Origin of the sequence: Leucobacter chironomi DSM 19883 (genome assembly GCF_000421845.1) — a bacterium.
In the GTDB taxonomy this organism is placed as follows: domain Bacteria; phylum Actinomycetota; class Actinomycetes; order Actinomycetales; family Microbacteriaceae; genus Leucobacter; species Leucobacter chironomi.
On the sequence record NZ_ATXU01000008.1, the window covers coordinates 148,356 to 162,381 of the forward strand.

Sequence of the window (14,026 nt, forward strand, 5' to 3'; positions counted from 1 at the left end):
TGCAGTCACCAGCCGGGCTCCGTGCTCGCCCCTGCTGCTCGCCTCGACTAGTCGACGGCGGCCCGCGGTCCGGCGCACTTCTCCCTGCGCCGCGCGACCCGAGGGCCCGCGGTGCGCCGCACCGCGCACGCCCCCGGCGCGCGCCTCCTCGAAGGAGCCAGTATGGCCGCCCAGAGCGTTCCCGTCTTCGACGCACTCATGGACACCATCGAGCAGCAGCTCGCCGCCCGCGATCTGCACGCGCTGACCGAGACCCTGGCGCCGCTCGCGCCCGCGGACCTCGTCCCCCTCTTCGACCGACTCAGCCTGCGCCGACGAGCCGTCGTGTTCCGGCTCCTCGGCAAGGAGCGGGCGCTGCAGGTCTTCGAAACGCTCGACCCGGAACTGCAGAGCGACCTGTTCGCGGGCCTGCACGACGCGGAGGTCGCGCACCTGTTCGCCGAACTCGACCCCGACGACCGGGCCTGGCTGCTCGAAGAGCTGCCCGCGTCGCTCGCGACACGGCTGCTGCGAGGCCTGCCCGAGCAGGAGCGTCTCGTCACCGCCACGATCCTCGGTTATCCGCAGGGCAGTGCGGGCCGCCGGATGACCACCGAGTGCGTGTCGACCCGCGCCGGCCTCACCGTCGAGCAGTCGATCGCGCGCGTGCGCGCCGGCCTCGGCACCGCCGAAACCGTGTACACGATTCCCGTGCTCGACGACGGTCGCCGCGTGGTCGGAGTCGTCAGCCTTCGGGACCTGCTCGGCGCCGCACCGGCCGCTCCCGTCGAGCAGCTCATGCAGCCGGCGCACACCGCCGGCGCCGTCGAGCCGGCGGAGGGCGCGGCACGGCGCTGCGCCGACCTCGCCCTGCTCGCACTGCCGATCGTCGACAGCGAGCAGCGGCTCGTCGGCATGCTCACGATCGACGACGCCGTGCGCGTGCTCGAGCGGGAGGAGAGCGAGGACACCGCCAGGCAGGGCGGCACCGAGCCGCTGCGGCGCCCCTACCTCTCGACGCCGGTGCGCTCGATCGTGCGATCCCGTGTGGTGTGGCTGCTGGTGCTCGCGGTCGGGGCGACCCTCACCGTGCAGGTGCTCTCGGTGTTCGAGTCGACCCTCGAACAGGTGACCGTGCTCGCGCTGTTCGTGCCGCTGCTCATCGGCACCGGCGGCAACACCGGCAACCAGGCCGCCACCACGTTGACCCGCGCCCTGGCGCTCGGAGACGTGCGCCCGAAGGATCTCGTGCGGGTGCTCTCCCGCGAGCTGCGCACCGGTGCGATGCTCGGGCTGCTGCTCGGCGGCCTCGGATTCGCGATCGCGAGCCTCGTCTACTCGCCGCAGATCGGCGCGGTGATCGGGCTCACCCTGCTCAGCGTGTGCACGGTGGCCGCCGCCGTCGGCGGCTGCATGCCGCTGCTCGCACGAGCCGTGCGCGTCGACCCCGCGGTCTTCTCCAACCCGTTCATCTCGACCTTCGTCGACGCGACCGGGCTGATCGTCTACTTCATGATCGCGAAGGCGATTCTGCACCTGTGATGCGCGGCCGGTGATGCGCGGCCGGAGGCATCCGCAACGGCGGAGCCTCCGGCCGGCCGGGCTCACCAGCCCGTGCCGAGCACGCGGTCGAGCTGCGCCACCACGAAGTCGGCGCTCTCGGCGGTGAGGCAGAGCGGCGGCTTCACCTTGAGCACGTTCGAGCGCTCCGAGGTGGTGAGCACGATCACCCCGAGCTCGCGCAGCCGCTCGCAGATCGCGGCGGCCTCCTCTGTGGCGGGCTCCATCGTGGCGCGATTCCGCACCAGCTCGACGCCGAGGTACAGCCCCTCGCCGTGCACCGGGCCGATGATCCCGTGGCGCTCGGCGAGCGCGCGGAAGCCGTCGGCGAGGCGGCGGCCGATCTCATGGGCATTCTGCTGCAACCCCTCGTGCTGCATCGCGTCGAGCACCGCGAGCCCGACACGGCAGCTAAGCGGGTTGCCGCCCGCCGACGAGAAGAACTGGCCCTGCGTGGCGAGCGCGTCGGCGATGCGCTTCGAGGTGATGACGCCGCCGATCGGGAAGCCGTTGCCCATCGGCTTCGCGATGGTGATGAGGTCGGGCACGGTGCCCGACTGCTCGAAGCCCCAGAAGCTGGAACCCATGCGGCCGAACCCGACCTGCACCTCGTCGGCGATGCAGAGGCCGCCCGCGGCCCGCACCCGCGCATACGCATCGGCCAGGTAGCCGTCGGGCAGCAGCACACCTCCGGCGTTGCCGAGCACCGACTCGCAGATGAAGGCGGCGACGCCGCGGCCGGACGACGCGAGGGCGTCGAGATCGGCGCCGAGATCGGCGGCGTAGCGCGCGCCGACGCTCGCGTCGCCCGCCTCGCCGCGGTGCGTGCCCCGGAAGCGGTTGGGCACATCGGCGACGTGGATCCAGTCGGGCCGGTTCTCGAGCGCGTAGGGGTTGTCGTAGGCGCTCGTGGTGACCGCGTCGGAGGCCATGGTCCAGCCGTGGTACGCCTCGCGCAGCGCGACCACGGTCTTGCGGCCGGTGGCGGCCTGCGCGAGCCGCAGCGCCAGGTCGACGGCTTCTGATCCCGAGTTCACGAGCAGCACGGTGTCGAGCCCCGAGCCTTCGGGCAGCAGCGCGAGCAGCCGCTCGCTGTACTCGGCCAGCTCGCGGTAGAGGAAGCGGGAGTTCGTGTTGAGGATGCGGATCTGCCGGTTCACCGCGTCGGCGACGCCGGGGTGCCCGTGCCCGAGCCCGGTCACGTTGTTGACCATGTCGATGTAGCTGCGACCGGTGGTGTCGACGAGGTGGTGGCGCCAGCCGCGCTCGATCTGCATGGGGCGCTGGTAGTAGCGTTCCTGCGCGCTCGCGAAGATCTGCTCGCGTCGGGCCTGCTCGTCGCCCGCCTCGTCTCGCTGCACCCGCGATTCGAGTCCGAGCAGCACCGCCGGGTCGTGCGTGAACCGTGACCAGGCCGGCACCCGATCGGGGGCGATGAGCTGGGCGCGCCCAGCCTCGGGCACCTCGACCGAGAGGATCGGCGGTTCGACACCGTCGAGTGCGTCGCCGCGGCAGATCGTCACGGTGAGCGGTCGGGGCGCCGTCGACGCGGCGAGGGCGGCTACTCGGTCGCCCGCGGCCACCTCGGCCCCGACCTGGACCGCGGCGGGGGCGCCGTCGATCGACAGATACCAGCCGTGCGGCAGTTCGAGCAGCAGCCCGCGCTCGGTGGCCGCCGCCACGGTGCCCCCGAGCGGTGCGGTTACCTCGTGCGCGTCGCCGCCGGCCACCCACACCTCGGTGCCGATCGGCCAGGTCTCGGCCGCGTCGACGGCGTCGATGACGGTGCGGGTGAGCCGGTAGACCCCGTAGGGCAGCACGGCGGCGTCGGCCCCGCCGCTCAGCGCGGTCTCGATCAGCCTCCGCTCGGCATCGGACGCCAACCACTTGCCGGCGTCGAGCGCCTCGCTCTCGACGCCCGGATCGAGCACCTCGACCTCGCCGGCGAATCCCGCCAGCAGCGAGGAGACGGGGTGAGGATCGGCCTGCGGATCCGCCGCCCCTGCCCCGCGAGGCGCTGCTGCCCCGCGCGGCGTCGCGAGCAGTTGCAGCCCCTCGCCGTGCGCGACGCCCTGGAATCCGAGGCGGGCGAGCACCTGCTCGGTCGCCTCCGCGAGCGGCACCGCGGTCGCGGCGTCGAAGATCGCCTGCTCCCCCGCGATGCGCTCACGGGCGTAGTCGTTGCCGCCGTCGATCTCGAGCTGACGCCATCCGCTCGCCACGAGCACGGCCGCGCGCAGTACGAGCAGCGGCCACACCGCGCGCGCCTCGGCGGCCGAGAGCGGGGCTGACCGGTGGAACGCCGCGATCGTGTCGAGCACGCGCAGCGGTCGCTCCGGTTCGTGGTGCAGCATCGAACTCGCGGTGACGGCGAGCTCGGAGACGCGCCAGCCGTAGGCGAGGTCGCCGAGGTCGAGCACGACGTGCGGGCGCAGTCGGCCGTCGGCGCCGCGCAGGCCCGTCACGTTGTCATCGGTGAGGTCGCCGTGGATCGCCTGGACCGGCAGCGCCCCGGCGACGAGGTCGAGGGCGCGCCGGGCCGATTCGGCCGCCGCGAGCACCCGCTCCCGCAGCTCCTCGTCAGCGATGGCGGGGGCCAGCGCCACCGTCTGCGTGTGGGCGGCGGCCATGACCCACATGTGATCGCGGTCGAGACCGGGATGGGAGAGGCCGGCGAGCGCGTTCGCTGAGGCCGCGGCGAGGGCGCCGAACTGCTCAAGCACGACGGGCGCGAGGTAGCCTGCGTCGACGATCGGCTCGCCCTCCGCGAACTCGCTGCGACGCACGGCGAAGCCGCGCCAGCGCTGGGTGAGGGAGCCGTCGAGGCCCGGCAGCACCGAGGCGACCGGCACCCCGGCGGCGCGGTAGGCGTCGAGCGCCGCGTGCTGGGCATCGCGCTCGGCGTCGCTGAACACCGGATTGTCGACGCGCAGCACGCTGCGGCTGCCGTCGGCCGCGATGAGCACGAAGTTGCGGTCCTGGTTGCTGCCCAGCTCCTGTGCTTCGGCTTCGATGCCGAAGCACTCGCGCGCGATCGTCGCGGCGTCGGCCACCGACACCTCAGGCCGAACCAGGCCTCCCTGCGATTCGGTCATGTTGTGTCCTCCCTCATTGGATTCCATCGGTGAATGCTGCCGATCCGGCGACCGATACTGTCGTCGCGGTCGCTTCGGGCGCGGCGCGGGCCGCGCGGCGCGGGCCGCTCGGCGCGGGCCGCTCGGCGCGGGCCGCTCGGCGCGGGACTATCGGCGACTGACCGCCGCCTGCTCGGCGGGCCGCGACCGCTCAGCCCAGCTGCGAACGGATCGCCGGCGCGAGCGCCGAGAAGGCGCGGGTGCGATGCGAGAGCAGATCCTTCTCGGCTCCGGTCAGCTCCGCGGCGGAGCGCTGCTCGCCCTCGGGCTGGAAGATCGGGTCGTAGCCGAAGCCGTGCTCGCCGGCGGCCTGCCGCAGCACGCGACCCGGCCAGACTCCGAGCTCGCAGACCTCACCGGCGCCCGGGCCGCCGGTGAGGTGCGCGCCCTCTCCGGGAGGCACCACGAGCGCGGCCGCGCACACGAAGCTCGCGGCGCGGTGCTCGTCGGCGACGTCGGTGAGCTGCCACAGCAGCAGCTCGACATTGGCGGTGTCGCTGCGGGCGGGGCCGCCCCAGCGCGCCGAGAAGATGCCGGGGCACCCGCCGAGCACGTCGACGGCGATGCCCGAGTCGTCGGCGATGGCCGGCAGCCCGGTGTGAGCAGCTGCGGCGCGCGCCTTGATGAGCGCGTTCTCCTCGAAGCTCAGGCCGTTCTCGACGGGCTCGGGGCCGTCGTAGCCGATGAGCTCGATGCCTGGGATCAGGGGCCCGAGGATGCGGCGCAGCTCTTCGAGCTTGTGAGCGTTGTGGGAGGCGAGCACCAGCTGCTGCGTCATGGTCATCGCCCCTCGGCCGTCGCGGTGCCGGCCAGCGCGGCGCGCTGCAGCTGCCCGAGCTCGCTGGTGCTGGCGAGCGCCAGATCGAGCAGCGCGTCGAGCTCGGCGCGCTTGAACGGCGCGCCCTCGGCGGTGCCCTGCACCTCGACGAAGTCGCCCGAGCCGGTCACCACCACGTTCATGTCGGTCTCGGCCCGCGAATCCTCGACGTAGGCGAGATCGGTCATCGGAGTGGTGCCGACGATGCCGACCGACACTGCGGCGACGCTGTCGCGCAGCGGCTGCGCCTTCCGGGCGATGTGCCCCTGCTCGCGCGCCCACTCGATGGCATCGGCCAGCGCGACATAGGCGCCCGTGATGGAGGCCGTGCGCGTGCCCCCGTCGGCCTGCAGCACGTCGCAGTCGATCACGATCGTGTTCTCGCCCAGGGCCTTAGTGTCGATGACGGCGCGCAGGCTGCGGCCGATCAGCCGCGAGATCTCATGGGTGCGGCCGCCGATCCTGCCCTTCACCGACTCGCGCTGCATGCGCTCGTTCGTCGAGCGCGGCAGCATCGAGTACTCGGCCGTGACCCAGCCGGTGCCCTTGCCTGCGAGCCAGCGGGGCACCCCGGGGGTGAAGGAGGCGGTGCAGAGCACGCGCGTGCTCCCGAAGGAGATCAGCGCGCTGCCCTCGGCCTGGGCGCTCCAGCCCCGCTCGATCGTCACCGGGCGCAGCTGCTGCGGCGTGCGCCCATCGGCGCGGGTCTGGTCACTCATGTGGTCTCCTTCGGTCAGGTGGTCAAGTCGAGAGGATCGCTGCGGGTGGGCTCTGCCGGTACGCTACCGGCAGCCACCGACATTCCTGCGGATCGGCCCCGGTCAGCCGGGCAGCGTAATGGCGCCGGTTTCGAGGCGGTCGACGGTGTCGATCCCGATCCCGAGCATGCGGCGCGCGAGATCCACGAAGCCTCGGGCGTCGTCGCCCGTCGCCTCGTAGCGGACCACCGGATCGCCCGCGGCAGGCGGCCGCAGCAGCCCCTGTTCCGTCAACACGCGGAACACCTCGTTCGCGGTCTCGATGTCGCTCGAGACGAGCGCAACATCGGGGCCCATGACGCGGGTGAGCGCGCCCCGCAGGAAGGGGTAGTGGGTGCAGCCGAGCACGAGGGTGTCGATCCGCTCGGCGATCAGCGGTGCGAGATACTCCTCGGCGACGGCGTGCACTTCGGGTCCGCTCGTCAGCCCCGCCTCGACCAGTTCCACGAAGCGCGGGCAGGCCGCGGCGGTGAGTTCGATCTCGGGCCGCATGGCGAACAGGTCGTCGTAGACGCGCGACTGGATCGTGCCCTGCGTGCCGATCAGACCCACACGGCCGTTGCGGGTGATCGCCGCCGCACTGCGCACGGTGGGGCCGATGACCTCGACCACCGGCACGTCGTAGCGTTCGCGCGCATCGCGCAGCACCGCAGCCGAAGCCGTGTTGCAGGCGATCACCAGCATCTTCACGCCCTGGGCCACCAGGTCGTCGAGGATCTCGAGCGCGAAGCGGCGCACCTCGGCGATGGGGCGCGGGCCGTACGGCGTGCGCAGCGTGTCGCCGACGTAGATCATGGACTCGTGCGGCAGCTGATCCCGGATCGCCCGGGCCACTGTCAGACCGCCGACGCCCGAGTCGAACACGCCGATCGGCGCATCGGGCGAAATGTCGCGGTCACTCACCCCACCAGCTTATCGCGCCGCAGCTCAGACAGGAGATCGCAGCTCAGGCGGAGGTTCTCGCCGATTTCCTCAGAATGAGCTGCGATCCACGCCCTGAGCGTCGCAGCACCGCCGCGTCCGGGCTATGACGCCGGCCGGATCCAAGTGTGCCGGTGCAGCCCGGTGAGGCCGCGGGCTGCGATCCCCTCGTAGTGCGCCCGGGAACCGTACCCCTTGTTCGACGACCAGCCGTACTCGGGGTGCGCCTCGTGCGCCTCGCGCATCAGCGCGTCGCGCTCGACCTTCGCACGCACCGACGCCGCCGCCACGGACGCGCAGCTGCGATCCGCCCCCACCCGGGTGCGCACCCGCAGCGGATTGCGCAGCGCCGGGGTGAGCCAGTCGTGGGAGCCGTCGAGCAGGATCAGCGCGCGTTCGACCGCGACACCCGCCGCGTGCAGCTCGAGCAGCGCCCGCCGCGCGGCCTCGCCGAGCATCGCACCGATCCCGTGCGCGTCGATCTCCTCGGCGCTCGCGAACCCGACCGCGCCCGCGCCCCAAAGACGCACCGCCGGGGCGATCGCCTCGCGTCGCTTCTCGCTCAACAGCTTGGAATCGCGCAGCCCCTCCGGGAACTCGCGCGTGCCCCGCAGCACCGCGTGCACGCCCACCGCGACCGGTCCAGCCACGGCGCCGCGGCCCACCTCGTCGACCCCGATCACGAGATCGAAGCCCTCGTCGAAGCAGGCCGACTCGACGTCGAGCGTGGGATCCTTCGGCGGCGCGACCTTGACAGTCTCCGCAACGGCCGTCGCATCGAGCGGCGGATCCGGCGACACCGCCTCGGCGGGTTCCGCGGTCACTGCTCGCGAGCCTGCTCGACGCCGGTGAACGTGCCCTCGGGCGTGCCCAGCCAGGTGAACCGGTTGAGCGGCCAGTTGAGCACGAACGCCCGGCCCACGATCTCGCTCTCGGGCACGAAGCCGCGCCCCGGCTGATCCTGGTTGTAGCGGGAGTCCTTGCTCTGGTAGCGGTTGTCGCCCATGACCCACACCGAACCCTCGGGCACGGTGACGTCGAAGTCGATCTTCGATGCGCGCCCGCCCTCGCCGGGCGGGATCACGATGTAGGGCTCGTCGATGGGAACGCCGTTCACCATCACCCGGCCGTCGGCGTCGCAGCACTGCACCCGATCGCCGCCGATGCCGATCACGCGCTTCACCACGTACTCGTTGCTCGTGTCGGCGGCGAGGCCGATGGCCTGCAGCACCTTCTCGAAGCCCTGGGGCGGTTCGGTGCCGCGCGGCAGCAGCCAGCCCCCCGGATCCTTGAAGACCACGATGTCGCCGCGGTTCACTCCCACCACATCGGGCACCAGCTGGTTCACCAGGATGCGGTCGTCGACCTGCAGCGTCTGCTCCATCGACTCCGACGGGATGTAGAAGCTGCGCACCAGGAAGGTCTTCAGCAGGAATGAGACGAGGAACGCGACCACCAGGATCACGATGAGATCGCGGAGGAACCCGAGCAGCCCGCTTCCGCGGCGCCGGGGCCTCCCAGCCGCTTCGTTCATCTCGTATTCCCTCTCCGGTACCGCCGATCGGCCGCACTCGTCCATCCTGCCACTCACGCCCTGAGAACACAGAAACCCCCGCCGAAGCGGGGGTCGCTGTTCAGGAAGGAGCGGACTCAGCGGTCGCGCTTCTCCTTGATCTTGGCCTTCTTGCCGGTGAGGCCGCGCAGGTAGTAGAGCTTGGCGCGGCGCACGTCGCCGTGCGTCACGACCTCGATCTTGTCGATCGCCGGCGAGTGCACGGGGAACTTGCGCTCCACGCCCACCTGGAAGCTGATCTTGCGCACCGTGAAGGTCTCACGCACACCCTCGCCGTGGCGAGCGATCACAACACCCTGGAACACCTGGACACGCGAGCGGTTGCCCTCGACGATGTTGACGTGCACCTTGACGGTGTCGCCGGCGCGGAAATCGGGGATGTCGCTCTTCAGCGACGCGGCATCGACGTGGTCGAGCTTCTGCATGATGATCTCTCTCTGCGCCCGCCGCAAGTCGGAACGCGGAATGAATGGTGAAAGTATTGAGGTGTTGGGCTCACGGCGTGTGCGGACCCTCGCGGCAGTGCCGCACCGTGGCACAAGGAACTATTATGCCACACGGATCGCGGATCACGGATCCCGGCGCGCATTCCGGGCGCCGACCCGCCGGGGCGGCAGGAATGTCAGTGGTCTCTGCCATCATCGGGGCATGGAAACCCAGGAGCTGATCATCCGCGACGAGGCCGTCGAACTGCTGCACCGGCTCACCGGCCGGCACGACGCAGAGTTCCACGACGGCCAGTTCGAGGCGATCCACGCGCTCGTCGCCGAACGCCGCCGGGCGCTCGTGGTGCAGCGCACCGGCTGGGGCAAGTCCGCAGTCTACTTCGTCGCGACGGCGCTGCTGCGCGCGCGGGGCGCCGGGCCCACGCTGCTCGTCTCCCCGCTGCTCGCCCTGATGCGCGACCAGGTCGCGGCGGCCGAGCGCGCGGGTGTGCGGGCGGCCGCGATCAACTCGGCGACGATCGACGAGTGGGACCGCATCGAGCGCGGGCTCGCCGACGACGAGATCGACGTGCTGCTCGTCTCCCCCGAGCGCCTGAACAATCCGAGCTTCCGGGCGCAGCATCTGCCGGGGCTGCTCGCACGCATGGGCCTGCTCGTGATCGACGAGGCGCACTGCATCTCCGACTGGGGGCACGACTTCCGCCCCGACTACCGTCGCATCGCGGGGCTCCTGGCCGGTCTCGACCGCGACGTGCCGGTGCTCGCCACGACGGCGACGGCGAACGCCCGCGTGGTCGACGACGTGGTGGATCAGCTGGGGCACGACGTGCTGACGCTGCGGGGCTCGCTGGCCCGCGACTCGCTGCGACTGGGCTGCCTGTCTCTGCCCACGCCCCGCGAACGGCTCGCCTGGCTCGTCGCGCACCTGGGCGATCTGCCGGGCAGCGGCATCGTCTACGCCCTCACGGTCTCGGCCGCCGAGGACACCGCCCGGCTGCTGCACGACGCGGGGTACCGGGTGGCCGCCTACACGGGCCGCACCGACCCAGAGGAGCGCGAGCGCCTCGAAACCGCCCTCAAGGCGAACGAGGTGAAGGCGCTCATCGCCACGAGCGCTCTGGGCATGGGGTTCGACAAGCCCGACCTGGGCTTCGTCGTGCACCTCGGCGCACCCTCCTCCCCCGTCGCCTACTACCAGCAGGTCGGCCGCGCGGGCCGCGGCGCGGCGAATGCCGATGTGCTGCTGCTGCCGGGCTCAGAGGACGCCGCGATCTGGCGGTACTTCGCCACCGCGTCGATGCCCGACCCCGAACGCGCGACCGCCGTGCTCGCCGCCCTCGGCGAGCCCGGCTCCCCGCCGCTCTCGACCCCGGCACTGGAGGCGCGGGTCGATATCCGGCGCAGTCCGCTGGAGCTGCTGCTCAAGGTGCTCGACGTGGACGGCGCCGTGCGGCGGGTCTCGGGAGGATGGGTCTCCACCGGCGCGCCCTGGCACTACGACGCGGAGCGCTACGCGCGCATCGCGACCGCCCGCGACGCCGAGCAGCGGTCGATGCTCGACTACGAACGAGGCGACCGCTGCCGCATGGAGCTGCTGCAGCACGACCTCGACGACCCGAGCGCGGCGCCCTGCGGCCGGTGCGACGTCTGCGCGGGGGCGTGGTACCCCACCGAGGTTCCGGCGCGAGTGGCGGAGCAGGCCTCGGGCCAGCTGCAGCGCGTGGGCGTGCCGATCGACCCGCGCAGCACCTGGCCGACCGGCGCGGATCGCCGCGGCCTCCCGGTAAAGGGGCGCATTCCTGAGACGCAGCGCCCCGCCGCGGGGCGGGCCGTCGCCCGTCTGACCGATCTCGGGTGGGGCGGGCCACTACGCGAGCTCTTCGCCGCCGGAGCCGGAGACCGCCCCATCGACGAGCGCCTGATGGACGGCGTGATCGCCACCCTGCGCGACTGGCCGTGGGAGGCGCGGCCTGTCGGCGTCGTCGCGATGCCGTCACTCACCCGGCCGCAGCTGGTCGCCAGCACGGCGGCCGCGATCGCCGAACGCGGCCGCTTGCCGCTGCTCGGCAGCCTCGACGTCGACGCATCGATCCCCGTGCTCGGCTCCGGTGGCAACAGCGCGTTCAGGCTGGCATCGGTGTGGAACCGCTTCAGCGTGGGCGCCGAGCTCGCCGCCGCGGTGGCGCAGGCGTCCGGCCCGATCCTGCTCGTCGACGACCTGGTCGACAGCCGCTGGACCCTCACCGTCGCCGCACGGGCGCTGCGCGACGCGGGTGCGTCGGCGGTGCTCCCCTTCGCCCTCGCCAGCGTCGGCTAGCTCGCAGGCGAGATGGCGGCCCGCAGGCGAGACGGTCCGCAGTCGAGACGGTCCGCAGCAGTGCTGGCCCGCGGCCCAGGGGTCGCCGGCCGAGAGCGAAACCCCCGGTCCGCCACACCGGTCGAGGGTGCCACCGCCACGGCCGGCGCCTCGAGTCAGACCTGGCAGCCGGGACACCAGTAGAGTTTGCGGGCGCCGAACTCCTCGAGCACGATGTTCGCGCCGCAGCGCTTGCAGGGGGTGCCCTCCAGCTTGTAGACCCAGTGACGCTCGTCGCGCTCGGCGAGCGCCCGCTGATAGTCCTCACCATCGAGACCGTCGATCGTGATCATCTGGCCGACCGTGATGCCGATCTCGAGCAGGTGCGCCCAGTCATCCCACAGCTCCTCGAGCACCACGGGATCGAGGGTGTTCGCGGGCGTGTGCGGGTTCAGCCGCGCACGGAAGAGCATCTCGGCGCGGTACACGTTGCCGATGCCGGCGACGATGGACTGATCCATCAGCACCAGCCCGATCGGGGTCTTCTTCTTACGGGCGCGCGTCACGAAGCGCTCGCGCTCCGCGGGGGTGTTCGCGTTCGCGGGGTCCGGCCCCAGCTTCTGGATCACCGCGTCGACCTCGGCCGGGGTGAGCACCTCGCAGGCCGTCGGCCCGCGCAGGTCGGCGCACACGGTATCGGTGAGCAGCCGCACGCGCACCTGCCCGACGGGGTCCGGCGGAAAGGCACCGTTCACCGCCTCGGCCCGGTCCCGCTCCGCCATGCGCACGTGAGCCACGCGGGAGCGCCGCGGCGCCCCGATCGAGGTCACCGAGTCTTCGCCGGCGCGGTCCACGGGCCTGTCGACGACGCCCGCCATACCGGTCTGACCGAGCCGGCCGCGGCCGAACTTGGTCGTGTGGATCTGGATGGCGGGGTCCACCTCGACGTCGCCCGCGAAGTCCCACGCCCCGTAGATGCCGAGGTGCACGCGCAGCCAGCGTCCGCCCTCGAACTCGAGGAACATCTGCTTGCCGACGGCGCGGGCCTCGGTCATCTCGCGCCCGCTGAGGATCGCCGCCCCCTGGGCGAACCGCCCCTGCGGGCTCGTCACCTCGGGCGCGGTGCCCACGAAGTTGACGCCGAACTGGCGCGCGATGCGGTGTACGGAGTGGCCTTCGGGCACGGCTCCCCCATTTCTGCTCGGGTCGGACGCTCGGGCGGGGTTCGCCCGCCCGATGAGGCTCAGATCTCGTCGACCTGCTTGCCCGCGATGGTGCCGGTGCGCTCGTATTCGCCGAGCTGGCCGATGCGGCGCACGTGGCGCTCATCGCCGGTGAACGGCGTGTCGATGAACAGGTCGATGAAGCGGATCGCATCGGCCACATCGTGCTGACGGGCGCCGATAGAGATCACGTTGGCGTTGTTGTGCTCGCGGGCGAGCTGCGCGGTCGACTCGTTCCACACCAGAGCGGCGCGGATCCCCTCGACCTTGTTCGCCGCCATCTGCTCGCCGTTGCCCGATCCGCCGAACACCACGCCGAGCGCTTCGACGCCGTCGCGCTCGTCGCGGGCCACGCCGACGGCGGCGTTGATGCAGAACGACGGGTAGTCGTCGAGCGCGTCGTAGGCCTCGGGCCCATGATCGATGACCTCGAACCCGCGGTCGCGCAGGTGCTGCTGCAGCTGCTGGCTGAATTCGAGTCCGGCGTGGTCGGTGGCGACGTGGATACGCATGGGAACGATTCTATCGGGCCGCGGACGCGGAGCCCGCGCAGTGCCGGGGCGCGCGCACAGGCCCGCCCCGGCCTGCCTTCAGAACTGCGGCCCGGCGGTCCGGCCTCGCTTGAGCTCGTAGAAGCCGGGCACGCTCGCCGCCGCGACGATGCCGTCCCAGAGCTTGAGCGCGGTCTCGCCGGTGGGCGACGGGGTGACCACGGGACCGAAGAATGCCACACCGTTCACCGAGATGATCGGCACCCCGACATCGGGGCCCGCGATCGCCATCGCGTGGTCGGTGTTGGCCCGCAGCTGCGCGTCGTTCTGCTCGTCGTCGGCCGCTGCGGCGAGCGCGGCGGGCAGGTCGAGCGCGGCGAGCGATTCGGCGATGATCACGTCGGTGTCGTCGCGGCCGCCGGGGTGGATGCGGGTGCCGAGCTCGGTGTAGAGGGCGCCGACCACGGCTTGCCCGTGCGCCACCCGCGCCGCCTCGACGACGCGGCCCATGCGCTTGCCCTGGCGGTGGCCTTCGGCGTGGTCGCCCGCGTCGTGGCCCTCGTTGAGGATGGCGAGGCTGATGGGGTGCCAGGCGACCTCGAAGCCGCGCGTCTCGGCGACTTCGGCGACCCATCGGCTGGTCATCCAGCACCAGGGGCAGATCGGATCGAACCAGAACTCGACATCGGGTGCGGCATTGCTCATGGGCCCAGTCTACGGTCCCGGCCGGCCGCCCGGAAGGCGCGGCCCGGATCCTGAGCCTGCGCAGAGCACGCGGGCATAGGCTTGAGGGGACAGTCATCCGAGTGCGGGCCGATCCTCCGTGAG

The 14,026-nt window shown here is 72.0% G+C and carries 12 protein-coding genes; 2 read left to right on the plus strand and 10 right to left on the minus strand.

From position 1 onward, the window contains the following. The first annotated feature begins 162 nt into the window (after window positions 1–162). Window positions 163–1,521, plus strand: a complete 1,359-nt coding sequence (gene mgtE, locus H629_RS0110470; protein WP_024357211.1) for a magnesium transporter — start codon at window positions 163–165, stop codon at window positions 1,519–1,521. Between the two features lie 62 nt (window positions 1,522–1,583). On the opposite strand, the gene H629_RS0110475 is transcribed toward mgtE, so the two are convergent. The 7 genes from H629_RS0110475 to rplS all read right to left on the minus strand — a co-directional run bounded on the left by H629_RS0110475 (window position 1,584) and on the right by rplS (window position 9,167). Next, window positions 1,584–4,634 (minus strand): aminotransferase, encoded by a 3,051-nt coding sequence (locus H629_RS0110475; protein WP_024357212.1) that lies wholly within the window; start codon window positions 4,632–4,634, stop codon window positions 1,584–1,586. 190 nt (window positions 4,635–4,824) lie between these two features. After that, a complete protein-coding gene (locus H629_RS0110480) occupies window positions 4,825–5,451 on the minus strand; it encodes a non-canonical purine NTP pyrophosphatase (protein WP_024357213.1) in 627 nt (208 codons plus the stop codon). A gap of 2 nt (window positions 5,452–5,453) precedes the next feature. Further along, window positions 5,454–6,209, minus strand: coding sequence for a ribonuclease PH (gene rph, locus H629_RS0110485; RefSeq protein WP_024357214.1), 756 nt, complete (start codon window positions 6,207–6,209; stop codon window positions 5,454–5,456). A gap of 102 nt (window positions 6,210–6,311) precedes the next feature. Next, window positions 6,312–7,151 (minus strand): glutamate racemase, encoded by an 840-nt coding sequence (gene murI / locus H629_RS0110490; protein WP_024357215.1) that lies wholly within the window; start codon window positions 7,149–7,151, stop codon window positions 6,312–6,314. A 122-nt stretch (window positions 7,152–7,273) separates the two neighbouring features. Further along, entirely contained in the window at window positions 7,274–7,969 is a 696-nt protein-coding gene (locus H629_RS0110495) for a ribonuclease HII (RefSeq protein WP_084705399.1), read from the minus strand. 20 nt (window positions 7,970–7,989) lie between these two features. Beyond that, complete coding sequence (lepB, locus tag H629_RS0110500; protein ID WP_024357217.1) at window positions 7,990–8,703, minus strand: signal peptidase I; 714 nt, start codon at window positions 8,701–8,703, stop codon at window positions 7,990–7,992. A 116-nt stretch (window positions 8,704–8,819) separates the two neighbouring features. Further along, window positions 8,820–9,167, minus strand: coding sequence for a 50S ribosomal protein L19 (rplS, locus tag H629_RS0110505; protein ID WP_024357218.1), 348 nt, complete (start codon window positions 9,165–9,167; stop codon window positions 8,820–8,822). A gap of 223 nt (window positions 9,168–9,390) precedes the next feature. Here rplS and H629_RS0110510 point away from each other — a divergent pair, with 223 nt between their 5' ends. Continuing rightward, window positions 9,391–11,505, plus strand: coding sequence for a RecQ family ATP-dependent DNA helicase (locus H629_RS0110510; protein ID WP_024357219.1), 2,115 nt, complete (start codon window positions 9,391–9,393; stop codon window positions 11,503–11,505). Between the two features lie 155 nt (window positions 11,506–11,660). Here the strand turns inward: H629_RS0110510 and H629_RS0110515 are convergent, their stop codons facing one another. From H629_RS0110515 to H629_RS0110525, 3 genes are all read right to left on the minus strand, one after another. Further along, the gene (locus tag H629_RS0110515; RefSeq protein WP_024357220.1) at window positions 11,661–12,668 is read right to left on the minus strand and encodes an Fpg/Nei family DNA glycosylase; all 1,008 of its coding nucleotides are present in this window, start codon (window positions 12,666–12,668) and stop codon (window positions 11,661–11,663) included. A gap of 59 nt (window positions 12,669–12,727) precedes the next feature. Continuing rightward, a complete protein-coding gene (locus H629_RS0110520; protein ID WP_024357221.1) occupies window positions 12,728–13,219 on the minus strand; it encodes a ribose-5-phosphate isomerase in 492 nt (163 codons plus the stop codon). Window positions 13,220–13,297: 78 nt separating this feature from the next. Further along, window positions 13,298–13,903: a mycothiol-dependent nitroreductase Rv2466c family protein gene (locus H629_RS0110525; protein WP_024357222.1), complete on the minus strand. Its 606-nt coding sequence runs from the start codon at window positions 13,901–13,903 to the stop codon at window positions 13,298–13,300. Window positions 13,904–14,026: the final 123 nt, after the last annotated feature.